Source organism: Candidatus Omnitrophota bacterium, assembly GCA_030688425.1.
In the GTDB taxonomy this organism is placed as follows: Bacteria; Omnitrophota; Gorgyraeia; order Zapsychrales; family JANLHA01; genus JAUYIB01.
Map to the genome: position 1 here is coordinate 142,148 of JAUYIB010000031.1, position 19,563 is coordinate 161,710.

Here is a 19,563-nt window from a genome sequence, read left to right on the forward strand (position 1 = left end):
ATCAAATTACAAGGTCCGGGCGATGGATTCCACTTCGAAAGCCTCGATGATGTCGCCGGGCTCAAATTTGTCGAACCCTTCCAGGGTGAGGCCGCATTCAAAACCTTCGGCCACGTCCCGGACATCGTCCTTGAAACGCTTCAGGGAGGAAATGCTGCCAGTATACGCCACCTCTCCGTTGCGGATCAGCTCGGCCTTGGCCTTGCGGTGGACCTTCCCCTTCACCACAAAACATCCGGCGACGATCCCGGACTTGCTGAGCTTGAACACCTGGCGGACCTCAATGCGGCTTAAAAACTTCTTCTTGAGCTTCGGTTCCAGAAGCCCTTCCAGGGCCTTGCGGATGTCATTGACGGCGTCATAGATGATGCGGTACAAACGGACGTCCACCGGCTGCTTTTCCAGTTCCTCCTGGCCGCGGGTGTCGAGCTCCACATGGAATCCGATGATGATGGCGTTGGAAGCCACCGCCAGGATCACGTCGGAAGCGTTGATGTCTCCTACGCCGAGGTGGATGAATTTGATCTTCACTTCTTCGCTGGGAATCTTTTCCAAAGAATCCTGCAGGGCTTCAACGGACCCCTGAACGTCGGCCTTGAGGATAACGTTCAATTCCTTGAGTTTGCCCTCCTTGACATGGGAATAAAGGTCTTCCAGGGTGATTTTCTGGAGCGGCCTGAGTTTGGCGGCCTTGAAATATTCCTGCCTGACCTGGGTGATCTCCCTCGCCCGCTTCTCGTCCTCAACCACATAGAACAGCTCTCCGGCTTCCGGAACGGCCGGGAGGCCGAGGATCTGCACCGGGGTTGAAGGGCCGGATTCGGTGATCGGCCGTTCCCGGTCGTCGAACATGGCCTTGATCTTGCCGTAATGAGGCCCCACCACCACAATATCGTTGCTCCGCAGGGTCCCGCTCTGGATGATCAAATCCGCAACGGACCCCCGGCCCTGGCTCATATGCGCGTCGACAACAATGCCGGTGGCCTTCTTGTCATAGTTGGCTCTCAGTTCCAAAAGCTCCGCTTCCAGCAGGATCATTTCCAGAAGACTGTCGATCCCTTCGCCGGTCAAGGCGGACACGCCGACAACGACCGTCTTCTTTCCCGGCATGCCGTCCACCCACCATTCCTCGGGCACGAGCCCGAGGTTCATGAGCTGTTTCTTGACGCCGTCCTGATCGGCGTTGGGCCTGTCAATTTTGTTCAAGGCCACGACGATCGGGACCCCGGCGGCGCGGGCATGATCCAGGGCCTCGGTGGTCTGGGGCATAATCCCTTCGTCCGCCGCCACGACCAGCACAACGAGGTCCGTGATATGCGCCCCGCGGGCCCGCATGGCCGTAAAGGCCTCATGGCCCGGCGTGTCCAGGAAGGTGATGCGCCCCTTGGAAACGCTCACGGAATACGCCCCGATATGCTGGGTGATGCCGCCGTGCTCTCCCTCGGCGACCTTGCTCTTGCGGATCTTGTCCAGCAGGGACGTCTTTCCGTGGTCAACATGGCCCATGAACGTCACGACCGGAGCGCGGGATTTGAGGAGCGAGGGATCGTCCTGTTCCTCCTTGTGGACATCGATCAACTGCTGTTCCAAAGTTTTGATCTGTGTGACCTCATAACCAAGGGCATGAGCGAGTTTTCTCACAATGTCTTCGCCGAGATTCTGGTTGATCGTGGCCAGGACACCCATCTGCATCAATTGCTTGAGGATCACGCTCACTTTTTCCTGGACCTTGACGGCAAAATCCTTGACCGTGATCGGGACATTGATTTCCAACGGTTTGAGACCGGAAACGGCAGCCCCGGCGCCGTCCGTAAACGCAGGCGCCGAGAAAGAACCGGACGGTTCCCCGGCCCCAGGCAAAGCTTCCCCCGGGTGCGCGTGCGGCCGGCCAAAATGGTCCGACCTTCCCATGGGCCGTCTTTTGCGCTTCAATGTCGGCTTCACAGCAACAAAAGGTTCGCTGGAAATCGGGACCCTTGACTTGGCCGCCGATTCGGTCACGGCAGGAGCGGCCGCAGGGGCAGGGTCAGCTTTAACAGCCGCCGGGGGGACCGGGGCCGGTTCCTCCGGCTTGACCGCTTCTTTGGCTTTCTCGGGCGCAGCCTTTTTCGTTATTTTGGAAACTTTGGATTTTGCGGCCGGCGGTTCCGCCGCGGCCGCTGTTTTAGCGGCTTTCGCCGGTTTGGCCGCTTTGGCCTCTTTCACCGGCTTGGCCTCTTTGATTTCGTCCTTGGCCTTGGGCGGTTCAGGCTTTTTCACGGAGGCACTCGGCCTCATCTTGCCAAGCTCGCTGCGCAAAACCGCGACCACGGCCCCGCTCAGTTCCTGTTGGGAATCTTTGGCCTTGAGCTTCATGGCCTTAAGTTTTCCCAAAACGTCATCGCTGGATAAATTGTATAATTTGGCTAAGTCTGCAACTTTCATATCACCAACAGCTTTCTTATAGAGCCGGTTATCGGGAGAATCGGTTACGAGTTCTCCTTTAGCATGGATTTCGCCTCATTGACGACTTTTTCCGCTTTGATTTTACCCAAACCCTTTATCTCTGTCAAATCATCCGGATTCTGCTGGGAAAGTTTCTCCAGAGTGTCAATTCCCTTGTCCTTGAGCGCCGCCAGGATTTTTTCGCCCAGCCCGGGAACGTCTTCCAGGGTACACAGCGCATCTTTCCCTTTAGCTGCCGGTTCTGCGACCGCCGCCTTTGCAGGCACTGATTCGGATTTTTTCGGCTGCTGTTCGGCTTCCATCGCGGCCTGGTGTTCTTTCCACTGATCGGCCGTGAAGATATTGATCTCCCAGCCGACCAGACTGCTGGCCAGCCGGACGTTCTGCCCGTGCTTGCCGATGGCCACCGACAACTGATCTTCATTCACGATGATGTTGGCCCGTTTTGAGGCCGAGTTGATCTGGATCTGCGAGATCTCGGCCGGCTTGAGGGCTTCCTGGATATATTCCTTGATGTCGTCCGAATGACGGATGATGTCGATCTTCTCGCCCTGGAGTTCGGAAACGATGTTTTTGACTCTCGCCCCCCGCATCCCCACGCAGGCGCCCACGCAGTCCACCTTGTCGTCCTTGGAATGAACCGCGATCTTGGTCCGCTCACCGACATCGCGGGCGATAGACTTGATCTCGACGATCCCTTCGTAAATCTCCGGGACCTCCAATTCAAACAGACGCTTCACAAAATTCGGGTTGGCGCGCGACAGGATGATGACAGGCCCCTTGGCGTCGCGCTTGACTTCCAGGACATAAGCCCGGATACGGTCCCCCTGCTTAAACTCTTCCTTGGGAGACTGCTCGCTGCGCGGGACCATGCCTTCGGTCTTTCCCAGATCAATGATGATGCTGCCTTTCTCAAAGCGGTAAACCCCGCCGCTGATGATCTGCCCGACGCGGGTCTGAAATTCTCCGAACACCACGTCCTTTTCGGCTTCGCGGATTTTCTGGATGACCACCTGTTTGGCGGTCTGGGCGGCGATGCGGCCGAACTCGCTGGACCGGATCTCCTGGCCCGCCGCGTACGCGGTGAGTTTGCCGCTCTTGCGGTCCAGGACCACCTTGATGTCCTCTTCCTTGCCCACCGTCCACACCTTTTTCGCTGCCGAGGCGACCGCGGCTTCCACCGCCTCGATCAAAATCTCCTTATTGATGCCCTTGTCGCGCTCAAGTTGTTCCAGAATTGCCAACAATTCACTTCTGTCCATAGTTCGTGTCCTTCCTATTCCTAATCGATGTATTGTACGGCTTTTTTGATTTTACTGAAAGGGATCGCCAGCTCCCCGGTTCGGCCCGAAACGCGGACACAATCTCCGTCAACTCCGGCGATGTCCCCGATATGCTCCCATTTCCCATTGACCGGTTCTTCCAAAAAAAAGTGGACGGCCCGGCCCGACACGCGCAAGAAATCCCCGGGAGTTTTCAACGGCCAATCCAGCCCCGGCGAAGAGACTTCCAGAGAATAATCGCCGCCGAACATGTTTTCGGCGTCCATCGTGTCCACCATCTTGCGGTTGAGTCCCGCGCATTCATCCAGCGAAATGCCGCCCCGGGGACGGTCCACAAAAACCTCGATCGCGTGCGTGCGGCCATGCAGAACGACCCGGAAACCCACAAGCTCCAGCATTTTTTCCGCCACCAGGGGCTCCAGCATCCCCCGGATTTTATCCAGCACGTCCTGAGAAATCATCGTCTCCCTCAACGGTCCAAAATCTTCCGGAGATGCCCGACCGCCTGGTCGACCGCGACCGTCGACATCTGGCCGGTGGCCCGGTCCTTGACCTCCACCATGCCTTGGGCAAAGGCTTTTTTCCCGATGACGATCCGGTACGGGATGCCGATCAAATCCGCATCGTTGAATTTCCGCCCCGCGCTTTCGTCCCTGTCGTCCAACAGGACCTCCAGCCCGGCCCCGGTCAATTCCCGGTAAAACTTTTCGGCCGTTTCCATGAGCGCGGCATCCTGCACCTGGACCGGCAGGATTTCAACGTCGAACGGGGCCACGCCGGGCGGCCAGATGATGCCGTTTTTATCATAATGGGTCTCGACGATGGCCGCGATCATGCGGCTCACCCCGATCCCGTAACATCCCATGATGGCCGGTTTTTGCTTACCGTCCTCATCCAGGAACAGGCACCCCATGGACTCGCTGTACTTGGTCCCCAACTGGAAAATATGCCCCAGCTCGATGGCCACCTGCTTCTCGGTGCGGCCGTCCTTGCTGATTTCGATTTCATCCTCGCCGATGGGCGCCGGGATCAGGAATTCATGCGAAAGCTTGCCGCCCATCGCGCCCGAATCCGCTTCCTTGATCACGACCTTCAAATCGCAGCGGGAAAAGATCCGGACATAAGCGTCATGCATCAGCTGATAATTTTTCTTGAGCCCGGCCTCATCCCTGTCAAAACTGTACGCGTCTTTCATGATGAATTCGCAGGCCCGCACGATCCCGAACCGGGTGCGGATCTCATCCCGGAACTTGGTCTGGATCTGGTAGAGGGTCACCGGCAGCTGACGGTACGATTGAACAAACCCGCGGACCAGTTCCGTGATCACCTCTTCATGGGTCGGGCCAAGGCACATGTCCCGGCCCCGGTTGTCCTTGAAACGGATCATCACGTCCTTGAGGACCTGGTCCCGGCCGCTCTTCTGCCAGATCTCGATCGGCTGCAGCACGGGCAGGAAAAGCTCCAGGGCCCCGGCCCTGTTCATCTCCTCGCGGATGATCCGGGACACTTTTTCCAGCACGCGCAACCCCAGGGGAAGATAGGTATAAACCCCGGAGGTCAGCATGTTGATGTGCCCCGCCCTCAACAGCAGCTGATGGCTCACCGCCTCCGTCCCGACGGGGATTTCCTTCAACGTGGGAATAAAATATTTTGACCAGTACATCTCAACTCCTCAAACGCCCTCTTATTCAAAAAACCCGTCCGGAAGAGTGACGTTGTGCTTGGAAAAATCCTCGTAAAAAGACGGCCTCTGCCTGTTCATGGCCCAATGGCCGATAACCTTGCCGTTCGGGTCGATCCTCTCCTGCTCGAACCGGAAAATCTCCGGCGTGACGACGCGTTGGGCTTTCTCATCGTAATACGAATCGTTCACAAAGGTGATCCGGCGCACGCCGTCGCGGAACAACTCGATATGGACGACCAGGTCCACGGCCCGCGCGACCTGCCGGCGGATCTCCTCGGTGCTGAGCTGGATCCCGGTCATCAGCATCATCGTGACCATGCGGTTGAAACAGTCTTCGGGAGAATCCGCGTGAACGATGGCGAGCGAGCCCGAGTGCCCGGAGGAGATGGACTGGATCAGGTCCAGCATTTCCACGCCGCGGACTTCCCCGATGATGATCCGGTCGGGGCGCATGCGCAAAGAATTGACAAACAGGTCCCGGATCGCGATCGCCCCCTTGCCTTCGATGTTGGACGGCTTGGCGATCAGCGTGACAACGTGGTCCTGCAAAAGCCGCAATTCCGGGGTGTCCTCGATGGTGATGATGCGCTCATCCTCGGGGATATGGCGCGACAAAACGTTCAGGGCGGTCGTCTTACCGGTCCCGGTCGCCCCGCAGAACACGACGTTGAGCTTGGCCTTCATCGCGGCCGTCAACAGCACCGCCATCTTTTTATCGAGCATCCCGCGGTTGACCAGATCGTCAACGGTGTTGATATCGCTGGAGAACTTGCGGATCGTCACGATCGGCCCCGCCAGGGAGCACGGGGGGATGATAACGTTGACACGGGACCCGTCCGGGAGCGAAAAGTCGACGTACGGCGACGATTCGTCCACGCGCCGGCTGGTCCCGGAAAGGCTGAGCAGCTTCTGGACCGTATGCAGAAGATGGTCATTGCTGAGAAACTTGATGTCGGTGAGCTCCAGCTTCCCGAATTTCTGGATGTAGACTTTGTTGTATCCGTTGATCATGATCTCGGAGATGGCCTTGTCTTCCATGATGGTGCGCAGGGGGCCGAGACTGACGGAAGCGGTGACGAGCTCGCGGATCAGGGTGATGCGTTCCTCCGTGGCCAGCTCGATCTCTTCCTCCCGGCACATGTCCGAGATCGCCTTGTCCACAAAGATCCGCATCTGATCCTCGGTCAGTTTGTCCTTGACCTTGATGAAATCGGTCTTCTTGATCAAAAACTGGTGAATCAGATTCCTGATCTCTCGTTCAACCATAACCACCTCACCTTGGGGTTAGTGTTTTGTCCTTGAGGGCCGCGCCCCGCATCTATTTCGGCCAGAAATTTTTGAGCTTGTCGATCCATCCCAGATGGTCGATGTCGCTGTAAATCACAAAAACGACCAGGCACAGCAGCAGGGTCAGCCCGGCGCGGGTCAGGTGCTCCTCCACCTTGAGGGACAGGGGCCGTCCCCGCACTTTTTCAACAGCCAAAAGCATCAGATGCCCCCCGTCCAGGACCGGGACCGGGAAGAGATTGAAAATCGCGAGATTCGCGCTGATGATCGCCGTCGTGATCACAAGATACGCCCATCCCAGAGAGGCCGCCTGTTTGACCACATCAAAGATCCTCAGCGGCCCGCCCAGGGCGTCCTGGGCCGGCATCGCGCCGGTGACCACGTGGTAAAGCGCCTTGAACATCAGGACACAAAGATCGGTCAGGTGCTCGTACGCCTTGACAAACGACTGGCCGGGGCCGTACTTGAAAAAAACGATCTCCTCCGCGGGCTGGATACCGACCAGCCGGACCGACTCTTTCTGCCCGAAAATATTTTCCACGCTGCGGATCTTGGGAGCGATCTCCTTGGCGATTTCCTGTCCGTCCCGGACGATCGTGAAATGCAGGGTCTGTCCGCCGGAGGTGCTGACATACTTGTGGAGGTCCTCCCAATTGACGATGGCCTTGTCATCGATCCGGGTCACGCGGTCGCCGGGAAGCAGGCCGGCCGCGGCGGCCGGGTGGTCCTCCAGGACCTTCCCGATCTTGGCGGCCAGGGTCGGATATCCCAGCAGGAAAATAAAATAAAAACAGATATACGCAAAAACCATATTGACCATCGGCCCCATCAGGACAATGAGCGCCCGATGACCGACCGGATGGGAAAAAAACTCGTCCTTGTCCCCTTTGCACGCGGCCCGCTCGTCGCCCGCCATCTTGACGTATCCGCCCAGGGGGATGGCGCACACCATGTATTCCGTATCTCCCCGCTTACGGGAAAACAATTTGGGTCCAAACCCGACCGAAAATTTTTCCACGCGCACGCCCAGGAGCCGGGCCGTGATGAAATGCCCCCACTCATGGACAACCACCAGAACGCTCAACACCAGGATAAAAACCAGAACGTCCATCATGCCCTTTCGCTTAATGCGCCGCCGTCAAGGGACGACCCTTCGGGTCGCCACTTGGCCGTGGCATGACCACGGCCAAGTACTGCATCAAGCCACGGGCAAAGCCCGTGGCATCTGATTTGTTAAAATCCGCGCCGCCTCCTGACGCGCCCACGCGTCGGCGGCCAAAATATCGTTCAGCCCCGGATCCTTCCGGGATTTATGGCGTGCCACGACCTTTTCCACGGCCCCGACCAGATGGACAAATGAAATCCGCCCCTGCAGGAACGCCTCGACCGCCAGCTCATCGGCGGCGTTGAGGACAGCCGGGTGGGTCCCCCCTTTTCTGGCGACATCGACCGCCAGGGCCAGCGCCGGGAACTTCCGGAGATCGGGCTTTTCAAACGTGAATTTCTTAAGCCGGAAAAAATCCAGGTCTTTCAACCCCGAGGGGAATCTCCGGGGATAGGTCAAGGCGTACTGGATCGGCAGGCGCATGTCCGTGATGCCCATCTGCGCCATGACCGACCCGTCCCGGAACGCGACCATCGAATGGATGATCGCTTCGGGGTGGATCACCACTTCGATCTCATCGTCCCGCAGATCAAAAAGCCGCTTGGCCTCGATGACCTCGAACCCCTTGTTCATCAGCGTGGCGGAATCCACCGTGATGCGTTTGCCCATCTTCCATCGCGGATGGTTCAGGATCTGTTTCACCGTCACGCGCCTGAACCGGGACACAGGAATGGTCCGCAAGGGACCGCCGGACGCCGTCAAAAAGACCTTTTTCACCTCGGCCCGGCTCTGCCCTTCCAAGCACTGAAAGATCGCGCTCTGCTCGCTGTCAACCGGGATGATCCTGGCCCCGCAGCGTTTCGCCTCGCGGATGATGATCTCCCCCGCGATGACCAAGGCCTCCTTATTGGCCGTGGCCACCGTCTTGCCGGCGCGGACCGCCGTGAGAAAAGGCAGCAACGCGGCGCTTCCGCTGATCCCCATCACTACCGTGTCCACGTCGCTGCGGCTGACCATCTGCGGCAGGTCCGTCTCGGAATTAAAAACTTTGACGCCGGTCCCCTGGGTCAACTCCTTCAGATCCGCCACCTGGCCCGGCCCGATCGCCACACAGGCCGGCATAAACCGCTTGACCTGTTCGGCCAGCAGGCCGGCATTGTTCAAGGCGGAAAGGCCCACCACCCGGAATTCCGCCGGGAACCGATCGACAACCTTCAGGGTGTTGATGCCAATGGACCCGGTGGATCCGAGGATGACAATATTCTTAACGCTCATAGATGCCGCCGCGGTTGACGATCTCGGCTATACGGCCTTCAGAACGGCGCTCATATACAGATAAAAGGCCGGGCCCGAAAACAATACGCTGTCAATGACATCCAGGACGCCGCCCATCCCGGGGAGGAACTTTCCGGAATCTTTGACGTTACAATCACGTTTCATCAACGACTCCGACAGGTCTCCCAACTGGCCCAGTCCGCCGATCGCGGCCCCCATGACAACCACCTGCCATACCGGGAAATTGAGGACCGACGGCAAAAAGTCCTTCGCCAGAACGGCCGCCGCCATGCTGAAAATGAAACTCCCCACCGCCCCTTCCACGGACTTGTTGGGGCTGACCCGCGGCAGCAGTGCATGCTTCCCGAAACGGCTGCCGATGAGCAATGCCCCGATATCGCCGGATTTCGTGACGATCAGGAGGAACGCCAAAAGGGCGATCCCATCCTGGTCGGGCAACAGGAAACGGATCTTGATCAAAAAGCTGAACAGCCAGGAAATATAAAAAACGCCGAACATCGTGGTCGAGACACCGACGATCGCGTTGCTGTTGTCCTTGCGCGCGAACTGCATCAGCAAAACAAGCAGGAACGCGAGAACGATGAACAACAGTTCCCAATTCTTCGTCAGCTGGAAGCGGCTGTAGATGGACGCGGGAATCAAAATCCCCAGGAAGATGCCGACATAGCTGTAAATCGGGATCCCCTTTTTCTTGATCATGTAAAAGAACTCGTAAAGCCCGCCGATCGTCAGGGCCATGAGGAGCACAATGAAGGCCCACTCAAAGGCAATGCCGATCGCGATCACGGAAATCGCCAAAACCGAGCTGAAAAATCTCTTTTGACTCATACCCAAACCGCTGTCAGGAGGATGCGATCCCCACCCGCCCGTAGCGCCGGTCCCTTTTCTGGTAATCCGCGATGGCCTTCTGAAACTCACCGGTGTTGAATTGCGGCCAATAAATATCGGTGAAATAAAATTCCGCGTAGGACAACTGCCACAGAAGGAAATTGCTGATCCGCTGTTCACCTGATGTCCGGATCAGAAGATCCGGATCCGGCATACCGGCGGTGTACAGGGCCTGCTGAAACGTTTCCTCGCTGATATCCGACAAGGACATCTGCCCCGATGTCACCTTCTCCGCCAAATTTTTGGCGGCGTCCAGTATCTCCGAGCGGCCCCCGTAATTCAAGGCCAGGTTCAGGATCAGCCCCGTGCAGTCCTTCGTGGCGCCGGAGGTCCTCTCCATACTCTTGATAACATCCGCAGGCAGGCCGTCCTTCCGCCCGATCGTCTGCAACCGAATATTGTCCCGGATCAACTGATTGACTTTCCTGTCAAGCACCGCGCACAGGGTCGTCATCAGCATCTGCACTTCGCTCAACGGCCTGTTCCAATTTTCCGTTGAAAACGTGTACAGTGTCAAAACCTTAATGCCCATCAGGCGCGCCGCCTCGACGATCTCCTCAACGCGCCGCACGCCTTCCAGATGGCCCTGGGTCCTCGGCAAATTCCGGCTCTTGGCCCAGCGGCCGTTGCCGTCCATGATGATGGCCACATGGCGCGGCAGATGGGGAGCGCTTTCCGGCCCCGAATTCCCCATGAGGGATTCCTTTCCTGCAAATCGTTCCGGTCCCACCAAAAAAATGGGGGGATAGTTTATCCCCCATTTGAGAAGAACCACTCATTGTGATCACCCGGGGACTGTGCCGGATGATCTTAACGGGCTGCGTTCGGCGCCGCTTGTTCTGTCAGCGCGCCTTCCAGCTCCTTGACCTTCCCGGCCAGGGCCTCTTTTTCCTGCGCCGCGGCCTCAAGCTGGGACTTCAACGCATTGGCTTTTGAAATCCCCTGATCAAGAATTTCTTGAATGCCCTGCAGGCGGGACTGCGAATCCGACAACTGGCCTTCCAGGGCCTTGACCTGGGCCTTGGCCTGATGCAGATCATTTTCAGTGGAAATCCTCTGATATCGTTCCTGCTGCAGGGTTTCGTGCATTTTACTTGTGGTAACGTTGGCGCTGACCGCGAGAACACACCCCAAAATCGCGACCGCCACCGCAACTGCCAGAGATCGGTTTTTCACAGGACTCCCTCCGTTTAAAAAATAGACCGAATTATTGACCGGCTTCCGCCGCCTTTTCCTTGCTCACAGGCGGCAGGATCACGATCTCGACGCGCCTGTTCTGCTGTCGCCCCTCCCGTGCGTCGTTAGACGTCACAGGGCGGTGCTCGCCGTAGCCGATCGCAGAAAGGCGGGCGGGATCCGTGCCGTGATTATCCTCAATATAATGCAATACACTCAGGGCCCGGGCAGCCGACAGCTCCCAGTTCGACTTCCACCCCGAATGCTTGATAGGCTGGTTGTCCGTATGCCCCTCAATGCCGACATTCAGGTCCCGGACCGTTGTGTTCAAAACCGGGGCGACCTTGTCCAGCTTCTCCTTGGCTTCGGAGCGGAGCTTGTCCTTGCCGGAATCAAACAAGACCTCGGCCACAAACGTGATGACAAGGCCTCGGTCCTGCATCTCAACCTTGACTTCCTTATCGCCGATTTCCCTCTTGAGGCGCTCTTCAAGCTCTCTCTTGGCTCTTTCCAGATCGGAGAGCTCGCTCTTAAGCTGGTTGATCTTCTCAATGTCCGTGCGGCGGCCTTTTTGAAAAATGAGCGTGCATCCTGACAAAGAAAGCGCCGTCGCGGCAATCAAAAAACATTGGGCGAAAATTGCAAATTTGTTACGCATATCTGTTCCTCCCGTTAAACGTTGCACTGGATTTTCCAAAAGGCCACAAAAACCTATTAATTTCAGTCTGTGAAATGGTTTAAAATTTTTTCCGATTATACTTAGTCAAAGTATCATACGGGTTATTCAAAGTCAAGCAAATTTCCGGATAATCATAACAATTTCAACGGGATACAACCGCCCCGCAACTCTACAAATCCGGTCAATTATGTTCACGCCCGATCAACGGACAACCATTTCGTCCCGCTTGGAGCCAGTAGAGACATATTTGATTCCCACCTTCAAAATCTGCTCCAGGCGCTTGATATATTTCCGGGCATTGGGCGGAAGCGCCGCAAACCGGCAAACCCCCCGGGTGGAGCTTTGCCAGCCCTTCAGCTCTTCGTAAACCGGCGTGGCCTCGGACAGGGCCTCAAAGTCCATCGGAAAGTCATGGTGGACCTTCCCTCCATATTGATAACCCGTGCAGATCTTGATGGCCGGGAGATCGTCCAGGACGTCCAGTTTCATGATCGCCAGCTCGGAAAAACCGTTGATGACCGCGGCATACCGGACCATCACGGCGTCGAACCACCCGCAGCGGCGGGGGCGGCCCGTGGTGGCGCCGAATTCATGGCCCTTGGTGCGGATGTCGTGCTCCATCGCCGATGAAAACTCCGTCGGGAAAGGCCCCTCTCCCACACGCGTGGTATACGCCTTTACGGCGGCGACCACCTTGTGGATCCGAGCCGGAGGAACGCCGCTTCCGACACAGGCGCCGCCCACGACCGTGTTGGACGACGTCACGAACGGGTAGGTCCCGAAATCGATGTCCAGGAAGGTCCCCTGGGCCCCTTCAAAAAGGACCTTCTTTTTCTTTTCGATCTGGGCGTTGACATAAAGCGCCGTGTCGCACACGAATCCGCGGATCCTCTCCCCATACTCCAGATATTCGTTATACACATCCCCGAACGGGAAATTGGAATGCCCGTAAACCTTCTCAAAGACCTCGTTCTTTTCAACAAGATTGTCCTCCAGCTTGGCCTTCAGGATGCGGGGGTTCAGCAGGTCGATGACGCGGATGCCGCAGCGGGCCACCTTGTCGGCGTAACACGGGCCTATGCCGCGGCCGGTCGTGCCGATCTTGTTCTTGCGCTTGGATTCCCGCAACCCGTCCAGGATCCGGTGATACGGCATGACCACGTGGGCATGCCCGGAGATCTTCAACTGCTTCGGGGTCGGACGGATATTGCGCTTTTCCAGGGCCTGGAGCTCGGCCAGCAGGGCCTTGGGATCAATGACAACGCCGTTCCCGATGACGCAGACTTTGTCCTTGTGCAAAATCGCCGACGGCAGCAGGTGAAAAACATATTCATTTTTCCCAACGACAACCGTGTGCCCGGCGTTATTCCCGCCCTGGTACCGGACAATGACATCCATGTCCTTGCACAAAAAATCGATCAGTTTCCCTTTGCCCTCATCCCCCCACTGGGCCCCAACAACGGCAATGTTCATGGACATCTCCCTCACATTTCTTTCAAAATATAATAAATGGATAAAAACGCGATCCCGTATGCGAGAAAAACGCCCGCAACCGTAATCTGAACAACCGATAACCTGTCCTTCAATACCTGCTTCGCCCGGGGGAACTCGATGCCGAACCGGACGGCCAGAAGGGCGGCGTAAAGCGGCCAGACGACACAGACCCCGTAGATCAGGAAGAACGTCAACGCCATAAGGCGCTTTCCCGGAAGCGTCAACTGGTAAAAAAGCCATCCCATGTATGAGTTGGGCGGCCAAGCGGAAGCCATAAACGCCACGCCGCACCCCAGGGTGTAGGCGCCGACAGACAGAAAAAAATTCCGGACAAACCAGTAACACAGCATCGCCCTGCCGGGCTTGCCGGACGGGACCGGATCCGGGTCCCAAAAATGATACGCGATTTTCAGCCCGGCGGTCCGACCGGTGGACAGAAAAACAATCCAGTCGCGAAACGAGACCGCGCCGACCCCGAGCGCCGCGAGGGCCAGGAACAGATACCAGGCGTCCAACGCCGCGTCATACCACTCCGCCGTCAGATAGGCGTCGAAAAGCCCCATCGCCAGGGCCGAAAGCGTAAAAACCGCCCCGGCAATGAACAGCCCCCCCGGCAACAGGACGGGAAGCCGTCGCTTTTTCAGCACCAGGAGCCCGAAAACAAAGACCAGGAACACAGAGATGGTCCCCGGAGTGACGCTGTCCAGCAGCGACGCCCTGATCGTCGAGAAAATCGAAAAGTTAGGATCCATGCGTTTTTAAGGAAACCGGTTCAAACCTTGAGCAGTTTGGCAAAAAGGATGTTCTTGGTCTTACGGATTTTTCCCAGGGCTTCGTCCGGAACGTCGCGGTCGACATTGACGACGCTGACCGCCAGGCCTTCCGGAGATTCGCGCCCCAGGGTGATGCCGGCGATGTTGATGTTCGCCTCGGCCAGGATCGTGCCGACGGCCCCGACGATCCCCGGCTTGTCCTTGTTATTGATGAACAGCATGTAGCCGTTCGGCGCGGCCTCAACGTAAACATTGTTGATCTTGACGATGCGCGGCTGCTGGTTGCTGGACAGGGTGCCCCAGAGCGAAAAGGTGTCCTGGTCGGAAACCACCTCCAGATCGATGAGGTTGACGAACTCCCCCTCCCGGCTGGACTGGGTTTCCTGGACGTTAATCCCGCGCTCGCGGGCCATGTCCAGGGCGTTGATCCTATTGACCGTTTCTCCGAGGATCGGCGAGAGCAGGCCGTTGACCAGAGACATGGCCACCGGCGCCGTCTTGTATTTATTGATGACGCCGCTGTAAACGACGCGCACTTCCTTGAGCCGCCCGGCGATGAGCTGTCCGGCGAACTTGCCCATGCGGTCGCCCAGATCCACGAACGGCGCCAGGACCTGGAATTCTTCCGCGCTCAGCGACGGGAAATTGGCCGCGTTGACGATCCCTTTCCCCTCCAGAGCGTTCTTGACCGTTTCGGCGATCTCGATGGCCACGTTGATCTGGGCCTCGGACGTGGACGCGCCCAGGTGGGGCGTCAGGATGCAATTGTCGAATTTCGACAGCGGCGAATCCGGCGGCAGAGGCTCCGCCTCATAGACGTCCAGGGCGCAGCCGGCGATCCTCTTGGCCTCCAGGGCCTTGACCAGGGCTTTTTCGTCGATGATGCCGCCGCGCGCGCAGTTGATCAGCCGCACGTTCTTCTTCATCATCTCGATCTGTTTCTCCCCGATCAAATGTTTGGTCTCGGAACTTTTGGGGATATGCAGGGTGATGTAGTCCGCGTTGCGGATCAGATCGTCCATCTCGCTCACCGTGACCCCCATGGTGGAGGCCACTTCCATCGAAAGGTAAGGGTCATACGCGAGGATCTTCATCCCGAAACCCTTGGCCATGCGGGCCACCGTGGAACCGATGCGGCCCAGGCCGATGATCCCCAGCGTCTTGCCGTGCAGCTCGACGCCCTCGAATTTCGAGCGGTCCCACCGCCCGGCCTTCATCGAGGCGCAGGCCTGGGGGATGTTGCGGGACAACGCCAGGATCATGCTCATGGTGTGCTCGGCGGTGGACGTGGTGTTGCCGGCCGGCGTGTTCATCGCCACAACGCCTTTTTTGGTCGCGGCCTTCAGGTCCACGTTGTCCAGCCCCACCCCGGCGCGGCCGATGACCTTGAGGTTGGCGGCGGCCTCCAGCAGGTCCGCGGTCACCTGCGTGCTGCTGCGGATGATGAGCGCGTGGTAATCCTTGATGATCGCCTTGAGGTCCTGTGGGGAAAGGCCGTATTTGCAATCCACCTGGAACCCTTCGGCCCCCTTGAGGATGTCGATCCCCTCCTGCGCGAGCTTGTCGCTGATCAGAACTTTCATCGAATTGTCTCCCTAATGAGCACAGGGCTTAAAGAAGTCCCGCAAAGCGGGACGACGTAAGTCATCTGTGCGAACCCGTTCATTACGTTCCGGATGGTTTGGCCCAGAGAGGCCAAACCATTAGCCCCGATGATTTGCTTCGCCTCCGAAATCGCCTTGCGATTTCGGAGCGTCTGAAGCCATCGGGGTCAACTGTTAAAATGTTTCTGCGCCGCCGAAACCCCGGCACCGAGCGTAAAGGAATGTCCCATCTCTTTAAGGACTTTCTCCAGGCAGGAAATCCCGGCGATGATGTCGTACTCATCCAGGCTGCCCATGTGCGCGATGCGGATGATCTTGCCCTTGAGGTCCTCGCCCTGGCCTCCGGCCACGGAGATCCCGTAGGTGTCACGCATGCGCTTGACCACCTTCTCTCCGTCGACGCCCTCTGGCAAAAGGATCGGGGTCACGACATTGGAAATGCAGGTCTCGTCGGCCAGAAGTTTAAGGCCCAGCGCGTTCGCGGCCGCCCGCGTGCCCTTGGCCAGCCGGGCGTAATGCGCGAAAAGATTTTCCAAACCGGATTCTTTGACCATCTTGAGCGCGTCCACCAGCGCGATGACCAGGCCGATCGCCGGAGTGAACGGCGTGTCCGTCTTGGCCGCGGCCTTCTTGTATTTGCGAAGGTCAAAATAATACCGGGGTGTCGCGTTCTTTTCGATCATGGCAAAGGCCTTGGCGCTCACAGACACGAACGCCAGCCCCGGGGGGAGCATCAGCCCTTTGTGGGACGCCGACGCCACGATGTCCACAGACCAGGCGTCGGACTTCAGGTCCGTGACCCCCAGCCCGCTCACCGCGTCCACGACCAAAACCGCGTTTGTCTCTTTGACGATCTTTCCGATCGCCTCGACGTCGGCGGTCACGCCGGTCGAAGTCTCGGTCAGGGTGATGAAAACCGTTTTGATATCTTTATCGGCGGCCAGCACGGATCTGAGCTGGGCCGGATCCACGTCCTTGCCGTTGGCGACCTTCATCGCGTGCGCGTTCACGCCGTAGGCCTTGCAAATTTCGGTCCAGCGCTCGCCGAACTTCCCGGCCTCGACCGTCACGGCTTTGTCCCCGGCGGACAGCAGGTTGCAGACGCTCGCCTCCATCGCGGCCGTCCCGGACCCGGCGAGAATATAGACGTCGTTCCTGGTCTGGAAGACCTCCTGCAGTCCCGCGACCGCCTCCTTCAAATATTCCTGGAACTTGGGTGTTCGGTGATGGATGATGGGGCGTCCCAGGGCCTGCAGGATCCTGGGAGGGACCTGGGTGGGGCCCGGGGTCAACAAAAGATTGCGTTTCATGACGATGATCCTTTCCTGCCGTTTCCGGCTTTAATAAAAATACTGAAAGGCTGACTCAACAATTCTGAGTTCAGCCGGGATGCGCACGGTGGTCCGTCGGTTGGCGTTCCGCCGGAATGGCGGAAACGGCGCCCGTCCCGCGCCCTGTTACGCGGCGGGCTTCTTCATCGGCTGGTCAAGGACCTCATCAACCAGGCCGTAATCCTTGGCTTCATAAGAGGACATGAAGTAGTCCCGGTCCGAATCTTTCTCGACTTTTTCGACAGGGTTGCCGGTGTGCTTGGCGAGGATCTTGGTCAGGTCCTCTTTCATCCTCAGGATTTCCTTGGCGTGAATGGAAATGTCGCTGGCCGTCCCCTGCATTCCGCCCCACGGCTGATGGATCATGATCCGCGAATACGGGAGGGCGTAACGTTTGCCCTTGGCCCCGGCCGCCAGAAGGAGCGCGCCCATGCTGGCCGCCTGGCCGATGCAGTAGGTGCTGACGCTCGGCTTGATGAACTGCATGGTGTCATAGATCGCCATCCCGGCGGTGACGGAGCCGCCCGGCGAATTGATGTACAGGTTGATGTCCTTGGCCGGGTCCTCGCTCTGCAAGAACAGCAGCTGGGCGACGATGAGGTTGGCCACGGTGTCGTCGATGGCCGTCCCGATAAAAATGATACGGTCCTTCAGCAGGCGGGAATAAATGTCATAGGCCCTCTCACCATGACCGCTTTTTTCGATAACGATGGGAACTAACACCTGGTCTTTGGGCTCCATGTTATTTCTCCTCCTCCCACTTGGCTTCTTTGAGTAAAAGCTCCATGACTTTGCCGGGAAGGCTTTCGCCTTCCTGGGCCGTGATCCCTTCCATCTGGGCTATCTTATCAAAAATCAGATAAACTTTAACATCTTTTTCCGAGGCCTTGTGCAGGTCTTTGCGCAATTCCTCTTCTTTCGTCTTGATGTCCTCTTCCTTCATCCTCTGCGACTGCATCCGCTGGCGGATCTCCTTCAGGCGGTGCTCCAGCTGCCTGTTCACCAGAGACTGGGGGACATCCAGCTTCGCATTCTTGATCACAGCCTCCAGCACCTGGTTTTCGATGTCGAGGCGATTGTGCCGGTCTTTGTCCATTTCCATCTGGCGGGCCAGAGACTGTTTGAACTCCTCCAGACTGGGATACCCGAGCCCGCGCGCCAGGGCGTCGTCCACCGGCACGTCCTTGTCCTGGCCCTGGCTTTTCTTGAAATAATCGAGCATCTTGCCGAGCTCTTCGTCGGTCACTTTGGAGCTCTTGCGCTTCACCGCGATCCCCTTGTAATCCTTGACCGTCACCTCCGGCTTGATGTCCACCTTGGCAACGAAGGAGATGCCCCCGTCCTTGAATTCCACGTCCTGGATGTCCGGGAGGTCCATGGCATCGATCTTCTCCTGTTCGATACCTTCCTGATAAACCTCCGGGATCAGCTTTTTCAGCATCTCTTCCCTGGCTAAAGGCCCGTGGTGCTGTTCCAAAAGATGGCGCGGGGCCTTGCCCGGCCGGAACCCGCGGATCTTGGCGACCTTCCCCAATTCGGCGTAAATCTCCTCAAGCTTCTTCGAGACCCTGTCCCGGGGGATTTCAAACTTGAGCTCGCGTCTGAGCGAGTCGACTTTTTTAACGGAAACTTTCATGAGGCATGACTCCTTCAAACATGGACAACTTTCAGGGCTGTCGGTTATTGATATTAAGAAGAAAGGGCTATTATAGCCAATCTTCGGAAAAAATCCAGCGCCAGAGTAAAAATCGATCAGGCCGGCCGGGACGAGGCCTCACATCCGGAATTTCTCGCCCAAATAGATCTTCTTGGCCTGCGGATCGTTGATCAGGTCATCGGCCGTGCCGGAGATGAGGACCTTGCCATCAGCGATCAGATAGGCCCGGTCGGTGATCGCCAGGGTCTCACGGACATTGTGATCGGTGAGCAAAATTCCCAGCCCCTTCTTTTTCAAGTCCCGGATGATCTCCTGAGCCTCGGCCACAACGATCGGGTCGATCCCGGAAAACGGCTCGTCCAGAAGCAGGAACGACGGATTGGTCACCAGCGCCCGGGTGATCTCCAGCCGCCGCCTTTCCCCGCCGGAAAGAGTATAGGCCTTGCTTTTGGCCAGATGAGAAATTTTCAATTCCGCCAGAAGGGATTCGAGCCGTTTCCTGCGCTCGCGGGGCCCGATGTCCAGGGTCTCCAGGATCGCCATGATATTTTCCGCCACGGTCAATTTCCGGAAGATCGACGGCTCCTGGGCCAGATAGGCCATCCCCAGCTTGCAGCGGTCGTGGATCGGCTTGCGCGTGATGTCCGCCTGGTCGAACCGGATCTCGCCCTGGTCCGGCGCGATGATCCCCACGATCATGTAAAACGACGTGGTCTTGCCGGCGCCGTTAGGGCCCAGAAGCCCCACGATCTCGGAACGGCCGACGCTGATGCTCACGCCGTCCACCACCCGGCGGCCGCCGTAAGCCTTGACCAAATCCTTGGTTTCTAAAAGGTGAAGTGACATGGGCAAACAGTTAAT

The 19,563-nt window shown here is 57.8% G+C and carries 18 protein-coding genes; all 18 read right to left on the reverse strand.

Going from position 1 to position 19,563, the window contains the following annotated elements; all coding sequences use genetic code 11:
* Nucleotides 1–6: 6 nt before the first annotated feature.
* Complete coding sequence (infB, locus tag Q8Q08_12530) at nt 7–2,424, reverse strand: translation initiation factor IF-2 (protein MDP2654838.1); 2,418 nt, start codon at nt 2,422–2,424, stop codon at nt 7–9.
* A gap of 44 nt (nt 2,425–2,468) precedes the next feature.
* The gene (gene nusA, locus Q8Q08_12535; GenBank protein MDP2654839.1) at nt 2,469–3,707 is read right to left on the reverse strand and encodes a transcription termination factor NusA; all 1,239 of its coding nucleotides are present in this window, start codon (nt 3,705–3,707) and stop codon (nt 2,469–2,471) included.
* Nucleotides 3,708–3,727: 20 nt separating this feature from the next.
* Nucleotides 3,728–4,189, reverse strand: coding sequence for a ribosome maturation factor RimP (rimP, locus tag Q8Q08_12540; protein ID MDP2654840.1), 462 nt, complete (start codon nt 4,187–4,189; stop codon nt 3,728–3,730).
* Between the two features lie 8 nt (nt 4,190–4,197).
* Nucleotides 4,198–5,391: a proline--tRNA ligase gene (gene proS / locus Q8Q08_12545; protein MDP2654841.1), complete on the reverse strand. Its 1,194-nt coding sequence runs from the start codon at nt 5,389–5,391 to the stop codon at nt 4,198–4,200.
* Nucleotides 5,392–5,412: 21 nt separating this feature from the next.
* The gene (locus Q8Q08_12550; GenBank protein ID MDP2654842.1) at nt 5,413–6,678 is read right to left on the reverse strand and encodes an ATPase, T2SS/T4P/T4SS family; all 1,266 of its coding nucleotides are present in this window, start codon (nt 6,676–6,678) and stop codon (nt 5,413–5,415) included.
* A 52-nt stretch (nt 6,679–6,730) separates the two neighbouring features.
* Nucleotides 6,731–7,813, reverse strand: coding sequence for an RIP metalloprotease RseP (rseP, locus tag Q8Q08_12555; protein ID MDP2654843.1), 1,083 nt, complete (start codon nt 7,811–7,813; stop codon nt 6,731–6,733).
* A gap of 84 nt (nt 7,814–7,897) precedes the next feature.
* Entirely contained in the window at nt 7,898–9,079 is a 1,182-nt protein-coding gene (locus Q8Q08_12560) for a 1-deoxy-D-xylulose-5-phosphate reductoisomerase (GenBank protein ID MDP2654844.1), read from the reverse strand.
* Between the two features lie 27 nt (nt 9,080–9,106).
* Nucleotides 9,107–9,928, reverse strand: a complete 822-nt coding sequence (locus tag Q8Q08_12565) for a phosphatidate cytidylyltransferase (protein ID MDP2654845.1) — start codon at nt 9,926–9,928, stop codon at nt 9,107–9,109.
* Between the two features lie 13 nt (nt 9,929–9,941).
* Complete coding sequence (locus tag Q8Q08_12570) at nt 9,942–10,682, reverse strand: isoprenyl transferase (GenBank protein ID MDP2654846.1); 741 nt, start codon at nt 10,680–10,682, stop codon at nt 9,942–9,944.
* Between the two features lie 116 nt (nt 10,683–10,798).
* Entirely contained in the window at nt 10,799–11,164 is a 366-nt protein-coding gene (locus Q8Q08_12575; protein MDP2654847.1) for a hypothetical protein, read from the reverse strand.
* A gap of 31 nt (nt 11,165–11,195) precedes the next feature.
* Nucleotides 11,196–11,822: a flagellar motor protein MotB gene (locus Q8Q08_12580; protein ID MDP2654848.1), complete on the reverse strand. Its 627-nt coding sequence runs from the start codon at nt 11,820–11,822 to the stop codon at nt 11,196–11,198.
* Between the two features lie 222 nt (nt 11,823–12,044).
* The gene (locus Q8Q08_12585) at nt 12,045–13,316 is read right to left on the reverse strand and encodes an adenylosuccinate synthase (protein ID MDP2654849.1); all 1,272 of its coding nucleotides are present in this window, start codon (nt 13,314–13,316) and stop codon (nt 12,045–12,047) included.
* Nucleotides 13,317–13,327: 11 nt separating this feature from the next.
* A complete protein-coding gene (locus tag Q8Q08_12590) occupies nt 13,328–14,089 on the reverse strand; it encodes a hypothetical protein (protein ID MDP2654850.1) in 762 nt (253 codons plus the stop codon).
* A 20-nt stretch (nt 14,090–14,109) separates the two neighbouring features.
* Entirely contained in the window at nt 14,110–15,693 is a 1,584-nt protein-coding gene (gene serA, locus Q8Q08_12595; GenBank protein ID MDP2654851.1) for a phosphoglycerate dehydrogenase, read from the reverse strand.
* 188 nt (nt 15,694–15,881) lie between these two features.
* Nucleotides 15,882–17,024, reverse strand: coding sequence for an alanine--glyoxylate aminotransferase family protein (locus Q8Q08_12600; GenBank protein MDP2654852.1), 1,143 nt, complete (start codon nt 17,022–17,024; stop codon nt 15,882–15,884).
* A 147-nt stretch (nt 17,025–17,171) separates the two neighbouring features.
* Nucleotides 17,172–17,786: an ATP-dependent Clp endopeptidase proteolytic subunit ClpP gene (gene clpP / locus Q8Q08_12605; protein MDP2654853.1), complete on the reverse strand. Its 615-nt coding sequence runs from the start codon at nt 17,784–17,786 to the stop codon at nt 17,172–17,174.
* A gap of 1 nt (nt 17,787) precedes the next feature.
* The gene (locus tag Q8Q08_12610; GenBank protein ID MDP2654854.1) at nt 17,788–18,681 is read right to left on the reverse strand and encodes a trigger factor; all 894 of its coding nucleotides are present in this window, start codon (nt 18,679–18,681) and stop codon (nt 17,788–17,790) included.
* Between the two features lie 138 nt (nt 18,682–18,819).
* Nucleotides 18,820–19,548: an LPS export ABC transporter ATP-binding protein gene (gene lptB, locus Q8Q08_12615; GenBank protein MDP2654855.1), complete on the reverse strand. Its 729-nt coding sequence runs from the start codon at nt 19,546–19,548 to the stop codon at nt 18,820–18,822.
* Between the last annotated feature and the right edge of the window lie 15 nt (nt 19,549–19,563).

Excerpts from the sequence above, each read along its gene's own strand:
- rseP (MDP2654843.1), bottom strand. The coding sequence starts at position 7,813 with ATGATGGACGTTCTGGTTTTTATCCTGGTGTTGAGCGTTCTGGTGGTT.
- Q8Q08_12585 (MDP2654849.1), bottom strand. The coding sequence starts at position 13,316 with ATGAACATTGCCGTTGTTGGGGCCCAGTGGGGGGATGAGGGCAAAGGG.
- serA (MDP2654851.1), bottom strand. The coding sequence starts at position 15,693 with ATGAAAGTTCTGATCAGCGACAAGCTCGCGCAGGAGGGGATCGACATC.
- Q8Q08_12580 (MDP2654848.1), bottom strand. The coding sequence starts at position 11,822 with ATGCGTAACAAATTTGCAATTTTCGCCCAATGTTTTTTGATTGCCGCG.
- Q8Q08_12600 (MDP2654852.1), bottom strand. The coding sequence starts at position 17,024 with ATGAAACGCAATCTTTTGTTGACCCCGGGCCCCACCCAGGTCCCTCCC.
- nusA (MDP2654839.1), bottom strand. The coding sequence starts at position 3,707 with ATGGACAGAAGTGAATTGTTGGCAATTCTGGAACAACTTGAGCGCGAC.
- Q8Q08_12610 (MDP2654854.1), bottom strand. The coding sequence starts at position 18,681 with ATGAAAGTTTCCGTTAAAAAAGTCGACTCGCTCAGACGCGAGCTCAAG.
- infB (MDP2654838.1), bottom strand. The coding sequence starts at position 2,424 with ATGAAAGTTGCAGACTTAGCCAAATTATACAATTTATCCAGCGATGAC.
- Q8Q08_12550 (MDP2654842.1), bottom strand. The coding sequence starts at position 6,678 with ATGGTTGAACGAGAGATCAGGAATCTGATTCACCAGTTTTTGATCAAG.
- Q8Q08_12570 (MDP2654846.1), bottom strand. The coding sequence starts at position 10,682 with ATGGGGAATTCGGGGCCGGAAAGCGCTCCCCATCTGCCGCGCCATGTG.
- Q8Q08_12560 (MDP2654844.1), bottom strand. The coding sequence starts at position 9,079 with ATGAGCGTTAAGAATATTGTCATCCTCGGATCCACCGGGTCCATTGGC.
- lptB (MDP2654855.1), bottom strand. The coding sequence starts at position 19,548 with ATGTCACTTCACCTTTTAGAAACCAAGGATTTGGTCAAGGCTTACGGC.
- rimP (MDP2654840.1), bottom strand. The coding sequence starts at position 4,189 with ATGATTTCTCAGGACGTGCTGGATAAAATCCGGGGGATGCTGGAGCCC.
- clpP (MDP2654853.1), bottom strand. The coding sequence starts at position 17,786 with ATGGAGCCCAAAGACCAGGTGTTAGTTCCCATCGTTATCGAAAAAAGC.
- Q8Q08_12565 (MDP2654845.1), bottom strand. The coding sequence starts at position 9,928 with ATGAGTCAAAAGAGATTTTTCAGCTCGGTTTTGGCGATTTCCGTGATC.
- Q8Q08_12590 (MDP2654850.1), bottom strand. The coding sequence starts at position 14,089 with ATGGATCCTAACTTTTCGATTTTCTCGACGATCAGGGCGTCGCTGCTG.
- proS (MDP2654841.1), bottom strand. The coding sequence starts at position 5,391 with ATGTACTGGTCAAAATATTTTATTCCCACGTTGAAGGAAATCCCCGTC.